The 16,296-nt window shown below is 60.4% G+C and carries 13 protein-coding genes and 2 tRNA genes; 4 read left to right on the forward strand and 11 right to left on the reverse strand.

The features are described from left to right. Positions 1-4: 4 nt before the first annotated feature. Entirely contained in the window at positions 5-1,375 is a 1,371-nt protein-coding gene (locus tag KCG87_RS16010; protein WP_210558564.1) for a gluconate:H+ symporter, read from the reverse strand. 239 nt (positions 1,376-1,614) lie between these two features. On the opposite strand from KCG87_RS16010, the gene KCG87_RS16015 reads away from it, so the two are divergent. Both KCG87_RS16015 and KCG87_RS16020 read left to right on the forward strand, forming a co-directional pair. Continuing rightward, a complete protein-coding gene (locus KCG87_RS16015) occupies positions 1,615-2,931 on the forward strand; it encodes a PAS domain-containing methyl-accepting chemotaxis protein (RefSeq protein WP_098965600.1) in 1,317 nt (438 codons plus the stop codon). A gap of 174 nt (positions 2,932-3,105) precedes the next feature. Next, positions 3,106-3,705 carry a flavin reductase family protein gene (locus KCG87_RS16020; RefSeq protein ID WP_097086259.1) on the forward strand — a complete coding sequence of 200 codons (600 nt, stop codon included), beginning with the start codon at positions 3,106-3,108 and terminating at the stop codon, positions 3,703-3,705. Positions 3,706-3,796: 91 nt separating this feature from the next. Here the strand turns inward: KCG87_RS16020 and ggt are convergent, their stop codons facing one another. Then, complete coding sequence (ggt, locus tag KCG87_RS16025) at positions 3,797-5,629, reverse strand: gamma-glutamyltransferase (protein ID WP_210558563.1); 1,833 nt, start codon at positions 5,627-5,629, stop codon at positions 3,797-3,799. 265 nt (positions 5,630-5,894) lie between these two features. Between ggt and KCG87_RS16030 the strand changes: the two genes are divergently transcribed. Further along, on the forward strand, positions 5,895-7,004 hold the full coding sequence (locus KCG87_RS16030; protein ID WP_210558562.1) for a M14 family metallopeptidase: 1,110 nt from the start codon (positions 5,895-5,897) through the stop codon (positions 7,002-7,004). A gap of 110 nt (positions 7,005-7,114) precedes the next feature. Here the strand turns inward: KCG87_RS16030 and KCG87_RS16035 are convergent. Further along, positions 7,115-7,191: transfer RNA gene (locus KCG87_RS16035), tRNA-Met, on the reverse strand. Between the two features lie 115 nt (positions 7,192-7,306). Further along, positions 7,307-9,364: a methyl-accepting chemotaxis protein gene (locus KCG87_RS16040; RefSeq protein WP_210558561.1), complete on the reverse strand. Its 2,058-nt coding sequence runs from the start codon at positions 9,362-9,364 to the stop codon at positions 7,307-7,309. A 333-nt stretch (positions 9,365-9,697) separates the two neighbouring features. Between KCG87_RS16040 and KCG87_RS16045 the strand changes: the two genes are divergently transcribed. After that, positions 9,698-10,915 carry an MFS transporter gene (locus KCG87_RS16045; protein WP_103521170.1) on the forward strand — a complete coding sequence of 406 codons (1,218 nt, stop codon included), beginning with the start codon at positions 9,698-9,700 and terminating at the stop codon, positions 10,913-10,915. Positions 10,916-11,102: 187 nt separating this feature from the next. On the opposite strand, the gene ychF is transcribed toward KCG87_RS16045, so the two are convergent. The 7 genes from ychF to lolB form a co-directional block, all read right to left on the reverse strand. Then, on the reverse strand, positions 11,103-12,203 hold the full coding sequence (gene ychF / locus KCG87_RS16050; RefSeq protein WP_047599160.1) for a redox-regulated ATPase YchF: 1,101 nt from the start codon (positions 12,201-12,203) through the stop codon (positions 11,103-11,105). A gap of 22 nt (positions 12,204-12,225) precedes the next feature. Continuing rightward, positions 12,226-12,810, reverse strand: coding sequence for an aminoacyl-tRNA hydrolase (gene pth / locus KCG87_RS16055; RefSeq protein WP_003228164.1), 585 nt, complete (start codon positions 12,808-12,810; stop codon positions 12,226-12,228). A 169-nt stretch (positions 12,811-12,979) separates the two neighbouring features. Beyond that, positions 12,980-13,582, reverse strand: coding sequence for a 50S ribosomal protein L25/general stress protein Ctc (locus tag KCG87_RS16060; RefSeq protein ID WP_095136806.1), 603 nt, complete (start codon positions 13,580-13,582; stop codon positions 12,980-12,982). 141 nt (positions 13,583-13,723) lie between these two features. Next, positions 13,724-14,665 carry a ribose-phosphate pyrophosphokinase gene (locus tag KCG87_RS16065; protein ID WP_003171603.1) on the reverse strand — a complete coding sequence of 314 codons (942 nt, stop codon included), beginning with the start codon at positions 14,663-14,665 and terminating at the stop codon, positions 13,724-13,726. A gap of 45 nt (positions 14,666-14,710) precedes the next feature. Continuing rightward, positions 14,711-14,785: transfer RNA gene (locus KCG87_RS16070), tRNA-Gln, on the reverse strand. 37 nt (positions 14,786-14,822) lie between these two features. Beyond that, a complete protein-coding gene (gene ispE / locus KCG87_RS16075; protein ID WP_027612238.1) occupies positions 14,823-15,674 on the reverse strand; it encodes a 4-(cytidine 5'-diphospho)-2-C-methyl-D-erythritol kinase in 852 nt (283 codons plus the stop codon). A 3-nt stretch (positions 15,675-15,677) separates the two neighbouring features. Further along, positions 15,678-16,295, reverse strand: a complete 618-nt coding sequence (lolB, locus tag KCG87_RS16080; RefSeq protein WP_095136807.1) for a lipoprotein insertase outer membrane protein LolB — start codon at positions 16,293-16,295, stop codon at positions 15,678-15,680. Position 16,296 lies beyond the last annotated feature (1 nt).

Below are 16,296 nucleotides of genomic sequence, written 5' to 3' on the forward strand. Positions count from 1 at the left end.
CTGATCAGGTCAGCCAGTGCCACCACAGCAACGTCCCGACCAGTCCCACCACCGAGACAATGGTTTGCAGGATCGACCAGACCCAGATGGTCTGTTTGAGTTGCAAGCCAAAGTACTCGCGAACCATCCAGAAGCCGGCGTCATTCACGTGGCAGAAGAACACGGAGCCGGCGCCAATCGCCAGCGCCACCAGTGAGCTTTGCGTCGCGGCGAGCCCCGCCATCATCGGCGCCAGAATCCCCGCCGTCGTCGTGGTCGCGACTGTCGCCGAGCCGGTGGCCTGACGCAGTGCCACGGCAATCAGCCAGGCCAGCAGCAGGTACGGCATGTGCGCGCCTTCGGCGACTTTGCTGATGGTCTGGCTGACGCCGGCATCCAGCAAGGTCTGCTTCAAGCCGCCGCCGGCACCAATCGTCAGCAGCAACACGGCAATCGGCGCCAGGCTTTTGCGCAGCGTGCCGCCGACTTGCTCGCGCGGCATGCCGTTGGCCCAACCGAGGCAGATCACCGCCGCCATCACCGCAATGCCCAGCGCCACCAACGGTTCGCCGAGGAACTTCAGGGTCAGGGCGACGCTGCTTTCGGGGGGCATCGCGACTTTGGCCAAGGTGCTGCCGAGCATCAGTAGCACCGGCAACAGAATGATCAGCAGCGACAGGCCGAAACTCGGCTGGCGCGGCGCTTTCGGCGGGGCGCTGAACAGTGCGCCGAGCTCTGCCGGCTCATCGACGTGCATGCGTTTCGACAGCCAGTTGCCGTAGATCGGCCCCGCCAGAATCACGGCCGGGATCGCGATGCTGAAGCCCAGCAACATGGTCAGCCCAAGGTCGGCATGCAATGCGCTGACCGCGATCAGCGGCCCGGGATGCGGCGGCATCAGGGCATGCAGGGTGGTCATCCCGGCCAGCGCCGGAATCGCAATTTTCAACAATGGCTGACCCGAGCGGCGGGCCATGACGAAGATGATCGGCACCATCATCACCAGCCCCACTTCGAAGAACAGCGGCAGGCCGATCACCATCGCCACCAACGCCATGACCCACGGCAGGGACTTGCCTTTGCCCAGCCCGAGCAGCGTCGAGGCGATACGGTCGGCAGCGCCGGACTCGGCCATCAGTGCGCCAAGCATCGAACCCAGGGCAATGATGATCCCCGCTTCTCCGAGAATCGCCCCGGCGCCTTTGCTGAACGCCTTCGCTACATCCTCTGGCGGCAGACCGGCGCCGACACCGGCAATAAAAGTGCCGATCAGGATCGAGAGAAAAGGTGGAAGTTTGGTGGCGCTGATCAACACGATAATCGTCGCAATCGCCAGCAGGCAGCAAAGAATCAGGCGGGTGTCATGCATCATCCAGGCAGCGGTCGATAAATCCAAAACGGCACTCCTTATCGGGCGGATACCTGCAACATGTTGTTGCAATTTGACCTGAGAATACCTGAAGTGGCCGGGCCAGAGCGGCGGCTTTTGTAACGGCTCAGTGGAGTGATCGATAGGAGTAAAAGCCCGGCGGGATTATTTTTGACTGGCCGGTCTCAAACGCTCTTCAGAAAAGTTTTCCAAGGCCGATGGTTAAGCTGCATCCCGCTTTCTACCCTGCCTATCGGTATTTCCCCATGTTCAACAAACGCCTCAAGCAAGAGCTGGCCACTCTTCGTGAAGAACTCTCCAGCCTGCTGCAGGTGAAGGAAAGCCTGGAAAGCGAGATGCTGGTGCTGACTCTGGAACCTGATGGCCGGATTCAGTCGGTCAATCAGAACTTCCTTGGCGAGATGCTCTACAAGAGCCAGGATCTGGTGGGGCGCGCCATTGAAGATATCGTTCCGGCGCACGTGAAGGCCGACGACTTTCATCACCGTTTCAAGGCCGCACTCACCCGTGGCGAGCATTTCGCCGGAGCCGTGCGCCTGTTGCGTGGTAATGGCGAAGAGGCGTGGCTGCGCTCCATCGTGCAGCCGGTGCGCTCTTCGGACGGGCGGATCAAGCATTTCTCGATCTTCTCCAGCGACCTGACCCGCACCATTGAAGCCTCCCGCGAACACGAAAACCTGATCGGCGCGCTGGTGCGTTCGACGGCTGTGATCGAGTTCGACCTCAATGGCAACGTGCTCAATGCCAACGAGCGCTTTCTGCATGGCATGGGTTACAGCCTGGCGCAGATCAAAGGCAAACATCACCGGATGTTCTGTACGCCCGAGGAGTACAACAGCGCCGAGTACCAGAATTTCTGGCGTCGCCTGAACAACGGCGAGTTTGTCGCCAACCGCTTCAAGCGGGTCGACAGCCATGGTCGTACGGTGTGGCTGGAGGCGTCCTACAACCCGGTGGTCGATGCCAACAACAAACTGTACAAAGTGGTGAAATTCGCCACGGTGATCACCGATCAGGTCAATCGCGAACAAGCGGTAGCCGACGCGGCCAGCATTGCCTACAGCACTTCGCAGCAAACCGACAGCACCGCTCAACGTGGCACTACGGTGGTCACCGAGGCAGTGAATGTGATGCGTGATCTGTCGCGCCACATGCAGGCGGCTGGTGAGGGCATCGAGGCACTGAACGAGCAGTCGCAGGTGATCGGTACCATCGTCAAAACCATCAGCGGCATTGCCGAACAGACCAACCTGCTGGCGCTCAACGCCGCCATCGAAGCGGCTCGTGCCGGCGAACAGGGCCGGGGCTTTGCGGTGGTTGCCGACGAAGTGCGGCAACTGGCCTCGCGCACCAGTCAGGCGACCGAAGAGATCGTCACTGTGGTGCGACAGAACCAGGAAATGGCGCGTAACGCCGTGGCCCTGATGACCGATGGCAAGCTTCAGGCTGAACAGGGCCTGGCACTGGCGGCGGAAGCGGGCACGGTGATCGTCGAGATCCAGGACGGCGCGCAGAAAGTGGTGGATGCGGTCGGCCAGTTTGCCAATCAACTCTCTAACTAATCTCCATTGATCCCATGTGGGAGCGAGCTTGCTCGCGAATGCGGTGTGTCATTCAACATTGATGTAACTGACCTATCGCCTTCGCGAGCAAGCTCGCTCCCACAGGTTTTTCATCCGCCTTCTTTCTGTGGTCTGGCGCTACAATCTGTTCCTTTTTCCCCGGAGCAGATCCCCATGAGTGCTTCCCACCGCCGCCCGGTGCCCCTGAACAAAGCCTATCGTCTGCTCAATCACGGGCCGACCGTGCTGGTCAGCGCTGCCCATGACGGCCAGCGCAACATCATGGCCGCCGCGTGGGCGATGCCGCTGGATTTCGAACCGCCGAAAGTTGCGGTCGTCCTCGACAAGTCCACCTGGACCCGCCAGTTGCTCGAAGCGTCCGGCACTTTTGTGCTCAACGTGCCGTGCGTCAATCAGGCTGACATCGTGCAAACCGTCGGCAATACCTCGGGTCTGGAGATCCAGCAGAATCAGGGGCAGGACAAGTTTCAGGCTTATGGCCTGCAAACCTTCGCTGGTGAAACCGTCGAGGCGCCTCTGCTCGAAGGCTGCGTGGCCTGGCTCGAATGCCGCTTGCTGCCGGAGCCGCGCAACCACGAGCAGTACGACCTGTTCCTCGCCGAAGTCATCGCCGCTCAGGCGGATGAGCGGGTGTTCAGCGACGGGCGCTGGCATTTCGACGGGCATGATGGCTTGCGCACGCTGCACCACGTGGCCGGCGGGCATTTCCTGACGATTGGCGATGCGGTGGACGGTAAAATCCTGCCGGTTTGATTAGCTAGCCTCTTGCGGCAGAGGAGCACAATTTACAAGGCACAAAAAAGGCTTACCTCGCGGTAAGCCTTTTGTTTTTTCCTGCGTAATCTCAATCCCCCAACGCTTCCCCCTCACGCCGTGGATCCGCGCCACCTTCCAGCGAGGCTTTCCCTTGCGCATCCTTGATCCGCACGATCGCCTGCGTGCCGCTGGTCATGTCGATTTCATTCACAACATGTCCCTTGTCTTTCAACGCTTGAATCAGCGCCGGACTGAACTGGCCTTGTTCCAGTTCGGTCGGGCCGTTGCGGCTGCCGAAGTTGGGCAGGCTGATGGCGCTTTGCGGGTCGAGGTTCCAGTCGAGCAGGCCGACGGTGGTCTTGGCCACGTATTCGATGATCTGCGAGCCGCCCGGCGAGCCGACGCTGGCGAGGAATTCGCCGCTGTTGCGGTCGAAGATCAGCGTCGGCGCCATCGACGAGCGTGGGCGTTTGCCGGGTTCGACGCGGTTGGCGACTTTCTGCCCGTGCTCTTCGGGGATGAACGAGAAGTCGGTCATCTGATTGTTCAGCAAAAAGCCCTGAACCATCAGATGTGAGCCGAATGCCGCTTCGATGGTGGTGGTCATCGACACCGCGCCGCCCAGATCATCCACGGCGACCACTTGCGAGGTGGAGATGCGCAGCGGCGAGCGATCCGGGGCGTAGGCCACTTGCACGCCCGGCGGTGTGCCCGGCTTGGCGCTGCCCATGCTGCGCTCGCCGATCAGGCTGGCGCGGCTGGCGAGGTAACCCGGGTCGACCAGGCCTTTGACCGGCACCGGAACGAAGTCGGTATCGGCCACGTATTGCGCGCGGTCGGCGTAGGCCAGGCGTTCGGCTTCGGCGATCAGGTGCACGGCTTGGGGATCGGGTTCGATACCGGCCGGTTTGTTGGTTTTCACAGGTTTGAGCGGTGTCAGCGACAGACGCGGGTCGCGGCTTTCCAGCGCCTGCAAGGTGCCGAGAATCTGCGCCACGGCGATCCCGCCCGACGACGGCGGCGGCATACCGCAGACCTGCCAGCGTTTGTAGTCGGTGCACAGCGGCGCGCGCTCTTTGGCCTGATAGCGCTGAAGATCATTCAGTGACAGGCTGCCGGGATTGGCGTGGCCCTGCACCTTGGCGACGATCTCTTCGGCGATCGGACCTTTGTACAGCGCGTCCGGACCTTCGGTGGCGATGCGCTTGAGCACGGCGGCCAATGCCGGGTTTTGCAGACGGGTGCCGACGGCTTTGACGCTGCCGTCGCGGTTGAGGAAGTAGGCGGCCATGTCCGGCGATTTACGGATCACCGGGTCGGATTCCAGCAGCGAATGCAGGCGCGGTGAAATCGCAAAGCCCTGCTCGGCGAGTTTGATCGCCGGCTCGAACAGCGTGGCCCACGGCAGGCGACCGTGTTGTTTGTGTGCCATTTCCAGCGCACGCAGCACGCCCGGAGTACCCACCGAGCGCCCGCCGATCTGCGCCTGCGGGAATGGCATCGGTTTGCCGTCGGCCTGCAGGAACAGCTTCTCGGTGGCACCCGCCGGGGCGGTTTCACGTCCGTCGTAGGTGCGCACCTGTTTGCCGTCCCACAACACAATCATCGCACCGCCACCGATCCCGGAGGATTGCGGTTCTACCAGAGTCAGCACTGCTTGCATGGCAATCGCCGCGTCGATGGCCGAACCACCCTTGCGCAGCATCTCGCGCCCGGCCTCGGCGGCCAGTGGATTGGCGGCAGCGGCCATGTGTTTACTGGCGTGACGGGTCTGCAGGTCGGTGCGGTAACCGGAAGCGGCTTCCGGCGCCAGCGGCAAGGTCGAGGAGGGCGGGGCGTTGCACGCGGTGAGGGTCAGGGCGCTGATGATCAGCGTCAGGGCAGGCAGGCGAAAGCGGCTCAGGGGCAGGGCTGGAAACACGTGGGGCTCTCCGTCCGTGGGGTGAAAGGTCTGACGGACTTTATCGACCGCTCGGTCGCGACGCAAACCGGCGGGCATTTTTGTCTTTCTTTTCCGGGCGGATATTCGCTAGGGTCAACGTCAAACTCATCGAACTGAAACAAAGCCCCTGTGGGAGCGAGCTTGCTCGCGAATGCGGCGTGTCAGGCAACCAAAATGTTGAATGCACAATCGCTTTCGCGAGCAAGCTCGCTCCCACAAATACAAAACCAACAAGAGGCGACGCATGCACAGCGAGTTCCCCACCGAATCCAGCTACCGCGATCAACGTGAACGGTTTCTTGCCGCCACCAACGCCGCTGGCGCCACGCTCACCTCCTACGCCCATCCGCGCTGTGGCCCTTTCGGCGAACCGCTGAGCACTGATGTCGCGGTGCTCGGTGATCCGCAGGCAAAGCGCCGGCTGGTGGCGCTCAGCGGCACTCACGGAGTTGAGGGCTATTACGGTTCGGATTGCCAGATCGACTGGCTGAAGACTTTCGTGCCGGGCTCGCTGCCCAAGGATGTCGCGGTAGTGATGATCCACCTGATCAACCCGTGGGGCACCGCGTGGCTGCGGCGGGTCAACGAAGACAACATCGACCTCAACCGCAATCACCTGGATTTCACCGGGCCGTTGCCGGACAACCGCGCCTACGCCACGCTGCACGAGATCTACGCCTGCACCGAGTTGCACGGCCCCGAGCGTCAGCGCGCCGACGCTTTGCTCGACGCACAGATTGCCGAACACGGCTGGCCGGCGGTGATGTCGATAGTCGAGGGCGGTCAGCACAGTCACCCCGATGGTCTGTTCTACGGCGGCCGCGCGCCGAGCTGGTCGAATCGCACGCTGCACCAGATCATCGACGCGCATCTGGCGGGCGCGGAAACCGTGATGTGTTTCGACCTGCACACCGGCGCCGGCGAATACGGTCATCCGATGTTGCTGACCATCACCCAGGCGCCTTATCCGGCGTTGGCGCAAGCACAGTCGATCTACGGCCCATGGTTGTACACCTTGCACACCGGCGCCGAAACGTTGAGCGAAACCGGTGTCGCCGCGACGGCTACCGGCTACACCTCACAGGCATTGCTCAGTGCGTTGCCGGGCGTGCAACTGATGCCGTTCGTGATCGAATGCGGGACGTATCCGGGGCCGGAGGTGCATCGTTATTTGCGCGATGATCACTGGTTGCATCTGCATGGCGATCCGCTGGATGCGACGGGGCGGGCGATCAAGTTGAAACTGCTGGAGCAGTTCTATCCGGCCGATCCGGATTGGCGGGCGATGGTCGGGTTGCGCACTCGGCAGATCTGGGCGAAGGGGCTGATAGCCTTGTCGGCAGAGCAGACCTGAATAGGTCGGGCCTGGCATTGTGGCGAGGAGATCAATCTCCTCACCACAGATGACGGTTTTCTCGAGGCATAAAAAAACGGCCTACCTTTCGGTAAGCCGTTTTTAGTACTTGGTGGCTACACAGGGACTTGAACCCCGGACCCCAGCATTATGAATGCTATGCTCTAACCAACTGAGCTATGTAGCCAAGTGGCGCGCATTATTCCCCTGAAATGGAAAAGCGTCAAGCGTAAATTTAAAATATTTCTTCTTATTTTCAACCGCTTATCCTCCGACCCCGGAAATCGGGGGCGGGCAGGGCGTCAACGCAGCTGGAATCTCGCGGTATTGGCGCTCAACGCATGGCTGCCTTGGCTCAGCGTGTCCGCTGCGAGGTTCACCGCCCGCGCACCTTCAAGCAAACGCATCGCCGCCTGATCGACCTGCTGGATATTGCCGCTGACTTCATCGGCGGTGCTCGCCTGTTCCTCAACGGCGGTGGCGATCTGCGCCAAGGTGTCAGTGACACTTTGCACCGCGCTGGCGATTTCACCAAGACGTTCACCAAGACCGGTCACGGCTTCAGCATCCGATTGTGCCTGGCCGCACGCGGCCTCCATCAGGCTCACCGCTTCGTTGACCGTGGCGCGCAAGCTGTCGACGGTGCCGGCAATCTGCGCGGTCGATGACTGGGTGCGCTGCGACAGGCTGCGCACTTCATCGGCGACCACGGCAAAGCCGCGTCCCTGTTCGCCGGCCCGTGCCGCCTCAATTGCGGCATTGAGCGCCAACAGATTGGTCTGCTCGGCGACGCCACGAATGGTGTCGACCACCAGTTGAATCTGCTGGCCCTGTTCGCTGACTCGACCGAGTGCCGCTGCGGTTTCGTTAAGGCGTTGATTGAGCTGCTGAATGCTCGCCGTGGTGCGCTGGCTGTCGCGGCTGCTGTCGGCGGCGATGCGCCGGGTGTGCTGGGCGCTGCCGGACGCCTGTTCGCAACTCTGCGCCACACCTTGCGAAGTGGCGGCCAGTTGCGTGGCAGCGGCGGCGATCTGGCTGATCTGCAACTGCTGCGCTTCGACTTCGCTCAGCGCGCCGCTCGAATGATCGTTGAGGCTGCGCACCGCGTGACTCAGTTGCGAGGTTTCGTGATCGACCCCGAGCATGCTCGCGCGCAGTTGCACCACGGCAACGTTGAGCGCGGTGCTGATCGCCGCCAGCTCATCGCGGCCCACCACCGGCACTTGCAGGCTGAGATTGCCGTCACGCAGGGCCTCGGCCAGCAGAGTAATGCCGCTGGCGCTGCGGCGGATCGAAGCCTGCAGGCAGACGAACAGATACAGCGCCGCCAGCAGCAGGCAACCGAACACGGCGGCGACCACGATGAACTGGCGAATCGCCGAGGCGTGGTAAGCGTCCAGGCGCTGATCCAGTGACAGCAGTGATTGCTGGCGCAACGACGCGAGATCACCCAGCAGAGCATCGAGGCTGCGTTCGAAGTCTTCAGGCTTGAGGGTAATGCTGCCGCCGAACACGCCGTCATCCAGCACCTTCAGCCCAGCGTCCAGACGCTTGAGGCTGTCGTGGTATTGACCGGCCCAGGTTTGCAGATCGCTCGGCAGGCGCGCTTCGAGCAGGCCTGCCGTTTTGACAAGCTGCTCGCGGGCGTCGCCGATGCGGCCGCGCAAGTCACGCAGCTGCAAGCGGCTTTGCAGGGTGAATTGTCCCGAGACCACCGAAGCCTGGCCGACGGCGGCGAGGCGACCCACACGCTCGATCAGATCCGGTGCGTGTTGCGTGGATATCTGCGTCAGCAGATAGGTTTCCAGCCATGGCGCCAACGTCAGGCGGTTGTCCATGACGATCTGCTCGCGCAAGGCTTGCAGGGCGCTGAGGGCGTTGGTGAAACGATCGTAACCGTCCGGCCACCAACCGACGCTGCTCAGGCTTTTCGAATCCAGACCACCGAGCGCGGTTTGCAGGGCTTGATAGCGGGCGAGGGTTTCGCCTTCGGCACCTTCATTTTTCAGCGCGTTGCCCAAATCACTGGTGGCTTGCTGGACGGCTGGTTGCACCGCGTCAAACGCAGCCATGGCGGCGAGGGTGGCCGGGGTTGGCTGGCGATTGGTTTCGGTGGCGCGCCAACGGGCGGCGCGGTCACGCTGGGCGGCGAGCAGGTTGTCCAGCGCATCAAGGCTGAGCAACTGGCGTACGCCGGCGCGTTCGCCGGAAATCAGATTGAGCTTGTCGCGATAGTCCTGGCCGATCATCAACAGGCTGCCGGCCAACGGCAGAATGAACAGCAGAAACAACAGCTGGAATTTACGCGCGAATCCAAACCGCCCCAGCAATTTGATCCCCGGTGACAAGAAAGCCTGCATGCCTCATGACTCCTCTGGACATCACGCACCATTGGCGTGCATCACGGTCGTGCGACCTCGATGTCGTGCCCTGCTAAAAGGCCCCGAAAGTTCACTCTCGCCCGCTCTGTAGGCCGGCTCTGTAGCGAAACTTCCCATTCTCGGAGGCCTTTGTAAGGCCGCCGCGTTCGAGGGGAGAAGCAAGGCAAGATTCAGACCATGGCGTTGCGCTATCACTTCGCGTGCGACGGTCAGTCAGTTAGTTAGCTGGCTAAGGGGATGGCGCTGGCGCACCGAAAAATGGCACATTGACGCACCTGCCTGCGTGCACCCATCTGCTGTACGGAAACTTTCATGGCTATCAGCAACGCTCAGACCGCCGCTGCCTCGGCGTCCGCTCCCCCCCAAAGCAGCCCGTTGGTGATGCGTATCATCGGCGCGGTGGCGCTGGCGCATTTGATCAACGACCTGATTCAGTCGGTGCTGCCGTCGATCTATCCGATGCTCAAAGCCAACTATGGCTTGAGCTTCACCCAGGTCGGCCTGATCACGCTGACCTTCCAATTGACCGCGTCGCTGTTGCAGCCGTGGGTCGGTTATCACACTGACCGCCATCCGAAACCGTGGCTATTGCCGGCAGGTTCGGTTTGCACGCTGATCGGCATCGTGATGATGTCGATGGTCGGCAGTTTCCCGTTGATTCTGCTGGCGGCGGCGCTGATCGGTATCGGCTCCTCGACCTTTCATCCCGAGGCTTCGCGGATCGCGCGGTTGGCCTCGGGCGGACGCTTTGGTCTGGCGCAATCGACCTTCCAGGTCGGTGGTAACGCCGGTTCCGCGTTCGGCCCGTTGCTGGCGGCGGCGATCATTATTCCGTTCGGTCAGGGCAACGTGGCGTGGTTTGGCTTGTTCGCGGTGTTTGCGCTGTTCGTGCTGTATCGCATCAGCCGCTGGTATGCCCATCACCTGAACCTGTTCAAACTCAAGGCCGGTCAGGCGGCGACTCACGGGTTGTCGAAGGGCAGAGTGATCAGTGCGCTGGTGGTGCTCGGTCTGCTGGTGTTCTCCAAGTATTTCTACATGGCCAGCCTCACCAGCTATTTCACGTTCTACCTGATCGAGAAGTTCGACCTGTCGGTGGCCAGCTCGCAACTGCACCTGTTCCTGTTTCTCGGCGCGGTGGCGGCGGGGACGTTCTTTGGCGGGCCGATCGGCGACAAGATCGGGCGTAAGGCGGTGATCTGGTTTTCGATCCTCGGCGTGGCGCCGTTCACGTTGCTAATGCCGCACGTCGATCTGTTCTGGACCACTGTCCTCAGCGTGGTGATCGGCTTCATTCTGGCTTCGGCGTTCTCGGCGATCGTGGTTTACGCGCAGGAACTGGTGCCGGGTAATGTCGGGATGATCGCCGGGGTGTTCTTCGGCTTGATGTTCGGGTTTGGCGGGATTGGCGCGGCGCTGCTTGGGCATCTGGCGGATGTACACGGTATCGAGTACGTGTATTTCCTGTGCTCGTTTTTGCCGTTGTTCGGGGTGTTGGCGATTTTCTTGCCGCGCACCAAAAAAACCTGACCTACACAATTCCAACTGTGGGAGCGGGCTTGCTCGCGAAGGCGGTATATCAGTCGATATTAATGTGGCTGACACATCGCCTTCGCGAGCAAGCCCGCTCCCACAGGGGGATTGGTGGTGTTGCAAACAAATCTGTCAGGCACAAAAAAGCCGCGTATCAAACGCGGCTTTTTCTTGGGCGTGTCGCTTACACGTTGAAGCGGAAGTGCATCACGTCGCCGTCTTTGACGATGTAGTCCTTGCCTTCCAGGCGCCATTTACCGGCTTCCTTGGTACCGGCTTCGCCCTTGTACTGGATGAAGTCGTTGTAGGCGATGACTTCGGCGCGGATGAAGCCTTTCTCGAAGTCGGTGTGGATCACGCCAGCAGCTTGTGGTGCAGTGGCACCGACGCGGACGGTCCAGGCGCGGACTTCTTCGACACCGGCGGTGAAGTAGGTCTGCAGGTGCAGCATTTCGTAGCCGGCGCGGATCACGCGGTTCAGGCCAGGCTCTTCCAGGCCCAAGGCCTCGAGGAACATGTCTTTCTCTTCGCCGTCATCGAGCTCGGCGATTTCCGCTTCGATCTTGTTGCACACCGGAACGACCATGGCGCCTTCTTCTTCGGCGATGGCCTTGACCACGTCCAGGTGCGGGTTGTTCTCGAAACCGTCTTCAGCGACGTTGGCGATGTACATGACCGGTTTGGTGGTCAGCAGGTGGAAGCCCTTGATCACCGACTTTTCGTCAGCGCTCATGTTCTTCATCAGGCTGCGCGCAGGCTTGGCCTCGGTGAAGTGCGCGATCAGTTGCTCAAGCAGAGCTTTCTGAACGACTGCGTCCTTGTCACCGCCCTTGGCGTTGCGCGCGACTTTCTGCAGTTGCTTCTCGCAGCTGTCGAGGTCGGCGAAGATCAGTTCCAGGTCGATGATTTCGATGTCGCGCTTCGGGTCGACGCTGTTGGAAACGTGGATCACGTTGTCGTCTTCGAAGCAGCGCACCACGTGAGCGATGGCGTCGGTTTCGCGGATGTTGGCCAGGAACTTGTTGCCCAGACCTTCACCTTTCGAGGCGCCGGCCACCAGGCCTGCGATGTCGACGAATTCCATGGTGGTCGGCAGGATGCGCTTCGGATTGACAATGGCCGCCAGGGCTTCCAGACGTGGATCCGGCATCGGCACGATGCCGCTGTTCGGCTCGATGGTGCAGAAGGGGAAGTTCTCGGCCGCGATACCGGATTTGGTCAGGGCGTTGAACAGGGTGGACTTGCCGACGTTAGGCAGGCCGACGATGCCGCAATTGAATCCCATGGTGTTTCCCCTCGGATTAGAGTCAGGCCTTCTGGCTGTGCAGGTTTTTCATCGCGCGGTTCCATTCACCGGCGAGGATATCCGGCAGCACGCCGAGGGCAAAGTCGATGCTGGCATCGAGTTTTTCCTGTTCGGCGCGTGGCGCACGACCCAGGACGAAATTTGAAACCATACTGGCGACGCCCGGGTGGCCGATGCCAAGCCGCAGGCGGTAGAAAGTATTCTGATTGCCCAGTTGCGCAATGATGTCGCGCAACCCGTTGTGACCGCCATGGCCGCCGCCCTGTTTGAGCTTGGCGACGCCCGGAGGCAGGTCGAGTTCGTCGTGCGCCACCAGGATTTCTTCAGGCTTGATGCGGAAGAAACCGGCGAGTGCCGCCACGGCCTGGCCGCTGCGGTTCATGTAGGTGGTGGGAATCAGCAGACGAACATCCTGACCCTGATGCGAGTAGCGCCCGGTCAGGCCGAAATATTTGCGATCGGCCACAAGGTTCACACCTTGCGCGGCAGCGATGCGCTCAACAAAAAGGGCCCCTGCGTTATGCCGGGTCTGTTCGTATTCAGCGCCTGGATTTCCCAGGCCAACGATCAGTTTGATGGCAGTCACGATAGGGGCCCTTCCTTGGAGTGGTGGATAACATCGCCGCAAGCAGTGAAGGCGGCGAAAGTGGACGAAAATTGCTCATTTACCATGAATGTAAACTCCGCGTTCTCGCCCGCTTTCTCGCTACGTTCCAGTCCGCGATGTTTCACTCACTCCGACGAACAGAGTGAAATTACTCTGCTGCGCCTTCTTCGGTAGCTTCTGGAGCAACACGTGGAGCGTGGACGTTGGCTACTGCCTTGTCATCGCCGTGTGCCAGAGCAACGAACTCGACACCTTTAGGAGCTTTGAGGTCCGACAGGTGAACGATGGTGCCGATTTCAGCGTCAGCCAGGTCGACTTCGATGAACTCAGGCAGGTCTTTTGGCAGGCAGGAAACTTCGATCTCGGCAACAACGTGCGAGATTTCGCCGCCTTTCTTCACTGGAGCAGCTTCGTTGATGAAGTGCACAGGAACGATAGCGGTCAGTTTCTGGCCAGCTACAACGCGTACGAAGTCAGCGTGCATCACGTGGCCTTTGGCCGGGTGACGTTGCAGGGCTTTGATGACGACGTTTTGTTTCTTGCCACCAACGTTCAGCTCGATGATGTGGCTGTAAGCCGCTTCGTTTTCGAGCAGTTTGGCAACTTCTTTGGCCAGCATGCTGATGGATTCAGGGGCTTTGTCGCCACCGTAAACAACAGCTGGAACCAGAGCGGCGAGACGACGCAGGCGGCGGCTCGCACCTTTCCCCAGGTCGGAACGCACTTCAGCATTCAGAGTAAAATCGTTCATTTTGTATCTCCAAAATAGCCATGACCGAGTGGCGTTTGCGACCAGCGCCAAACACGGTATGGGCAAAAAAGCCCCGCCCCGACAGGAATGCCGGGGCGGGGCGCTTTTCGTCAACGAGACATTTCGAGAAGGGCAGGGCCCTTAACGGAACATCGCGCTGATCGATTCTTCATTGCTGATGCGGCGAACCGCTTCGGCAACAACCGGTGCGATATCCAGTTGACGGATACGTGCACAGGCTTGTGCTGCAGCGGACAGCGGGATGGTGTTAGTCACCACCAGCTCGTCCAGCACGGAATTTTCGATATTCTCGATGGCCCGACCCGACAGCACAGGGTGTGTGCAGTAGGCAAAGACCTTGGCTGCGCCATGTTCTTTCAGGGCCTTGGCCGCGTGGCACAGAGTGCCGGCGGTATCGACCATGTCATCGACCAGAATGCAGGTACGCCCTTCGACATCACCGATGATATGCATCACTTCAGAGTGATTGGCTTTCTCACGGCGTTTGTCGATGATCCCGAGATCCACGCCCAGGGATTTGGCAACAGCCCGTGCACGCACGACGCCACCAATGTCCGGGGACACGATCATCAGGTTTTCGAAGCGCTGATCTTCAATGTCATCCACCAGAACCGGGGAGCCGTAGATGTTATCTACCGGAATATCGAAGAAGCCCTGAATCTGGTCAGCATGCAGATCAACCGTGAGAACACGGTCGATGCCGACTACGGTAAGCATGTCAGCAACGACTTTCGCGCTGATAGCCACACGTGCGGAACGCGGACGGCGATCCTGACGGGCATAACCAAAATAAGGAATAACAGCAGTAATACGAGTAGCCGAGGAGCGGCGGAAGGCATCAGCCATCACTACCAGTTCCATCAGGTTATCGTTGGTCGGAGCGCAAGTCGGCTGAATAATGAAAACGTCTTTACCGCGAACGTTTTCATTGATCTCGGCAGTAATTTCGCCGTCGGAGAATTTACCGACAGAGATGTCACCGAGAGGGATATGCAGCTGACGTACAACACGCCGAGCCAGATCGGGGTTAGCGTTCCCCGTAAAGACCATCATCTTGGACACGCGCAGTACCTAGAGGCTGAGGGTAACCTGGATGAGTATAGAAAATGGCAGGGGCGGCTGGATTCGAACCAACGCATGGCAGGATCAAAACCTGCTGCCTTACCGCTTGGCGACGCCCCTGTATCTGTTGCTTCAAGTGCCTTGCACTTGATTCCTTTTAGAGCAGACTTTGCAGCTTGCGATGCAACATCGAAACGTTGCTTCCTTTCGCTACAAACCCTGTAAGGGTCTCTGTCAGAAGGGCCGAGACTTTATCAGCTTCAGCTTTGCTTGGGAAGCCCCCAAACACACAACTTCCAGTTCCGGTGAGTTTTGCTTCGGTAAATTTACCTAACAAATCCAATGCGTTACGTACTTCTGGATAACGCCTTGCAACCACCGGCAAGCAGTCATTTCGACTGTTTCCCTCGGGAACGGGGCGCACTTTAATGGGCGGCGTGTTACGTGTCAACAAAGGATCGGAAAAAATTTCTGCCGTACTTACAGAGACTTGCGGCACAAGCACCAGATACCACGGTTCTTCGGGGTCGACCGGGGTCAGTTTCTCGCCCACGCCCTCGGCAAAAGCCGCGTGACCACGGACGAAAACCGGCACGTCGGCGCCGAGCGACAGGCCCAGCGCGGCGAGGCGATCTTCATCCCAGCCCAGTTGCCACAAGTGATTGAGGCCGAGCAGGGTGGTCGCCGCATTCGAGCTGCCGCCACCGATGCCGCCGCCCATGGGCAGCACCTTGTCGATCCAGATGTCGATGCCGAGTGTGCAGCCGGACTGTTGCTGAAGCATTTTCGCCGCGCGCACGATCAGGTTGCTGTCGTGGGGCACGCCAGCGAATTCGGTGTGCAGATGAATCACGCCGTCATCGCGCACGGCGAAGGTGATTTCGTCGCCGTAATCGACGAACTGAAACAGCGTCTGCAGTTCGTGATAGCCGTCTGCCCGGCGACCGAGAATGTGCAGCATCAGGTTGAGCTTGGCCGGCGATGGCAGCGTCAGACGTGGAGCGGTCATGCGTTATTGCCCCAATTTACGCGGTTGCCAGGTCTTGATTACCAGCGTCACGTCCAGATCGGTGCCGTGCAGCTTGATCCGCTCGGGCAGCCAGTAACCGTTTTGCTCGGCGTAGCTGAGGTACTCGACCTTCCAGCCGTCCTGTTCCAGATTGGCCAGGCGACTGTCGTTATCGAGGGTCAGACGGCTTTTGCTGCTGGGGGCCGGCAGGCCACGGACCCACCAGGCCAGATTCGACACCGGTAGCTTCCAGCCGAGTTGCTCTTCGAGCAGCGCTTCCGGTGACTCGGAGTCATAGCGGCCCTGATTGGCGACTTCCAGCGAAACCTTGCCCGGGCGCCCGGTCAGACGTGCCGCGCCACGACCCAGCGGGCCGGACAGGCGAATGTCGTAGTAGTCCTGGCGTTGCAGCCAGAACAGCGTGCCGCTACCGGAATCTTTCGGTGCGCGAATGCCGATCTTGCCGTCGATCTGCCAGCCGTCGAGGCCGGTCAGCTGTTGTTTGTTCGCGGCCCACTGAGCCGGACTGCCGTGGCCCTCGACCGATTCGCGAGCGCCGAAGCCCGCGCAACCGGCGAGCAGGGCGATGAAGCTGAAAACAATAACGTGGCGCAAAAACATG

Source organism: Pseudomonas sp. MWU347 (genome assembly GCF_017947305.1).
Classification (GTDB): Bacteria; Pseudomonadota; Gammaproteobacteria; order Pseudomonadales; family Pseudomonadaceae; genus Aquipseudomonas; species Aquipseudomonas putida_A.

Coding starts and splice junctions, on each gene's coding strand:
- KCG87_RS16015 (WP_098965600.1), top strand. CDS start 1,615: ATGTTCAACAAACGCCTCAAGCAAGAGCTGGCCACTCTTCGTGAAGAA.
- KCG87_RS16020 (WP_097086259.1), top strand. CDS start 3,106: ATGAGTGCTTCCCACCGCCGCCCGGTGCCCCTGAACAAAGCCTATCGT.
- KCG87_RS16030 (WP_210558562.1), top strand. CDS start 5,895: ATGCACAGCGAGTTCCCCACCGAATCCAGCTACCGCGATCAACGTGAA.
- KCG87_RS16040 (WP_210558561.1), bottom strand. CDS start 9,364: ATGCAGGCTTTCTTGTCACCGGGGATCAAATTGCTGGGGCGGTTTGGA.
- KCG87_RS16045 (WP_103521170.1), top strand. CDS start 9,698: ATGGCTATCAGCAACGCTCAGACCGCCGCTGCCTCGGCGTCCGCTCCC.
- ychF (WP_047599160.1), bottom strand. CDS start 12,203: ATGGGATTCAATTGCGGCATCGTCGGCCTGCCTAACGTCGGCAAGTCC.
- KCG87_RS16060 (WP_095136806.1), bottom strand. CDS start 13,582: ATGAACGATTTTACTCTGAATGCTGAAGTGCGTTCCGACCTGGGGAAA.
- ispE (WP_027612238.1), bottom strand. CDS start 15,674: ATGACCGCTCCACGTCTGACGCTGCCATCGCCGGCCAAGCTCAACCTG.
- lolB (WP_095136807.1), bottom strand. CDS start 16,295: ATGTTTTTGCGCCACGTTATTGTTTTCAGCTTCATCGCCCTGCTCGCC.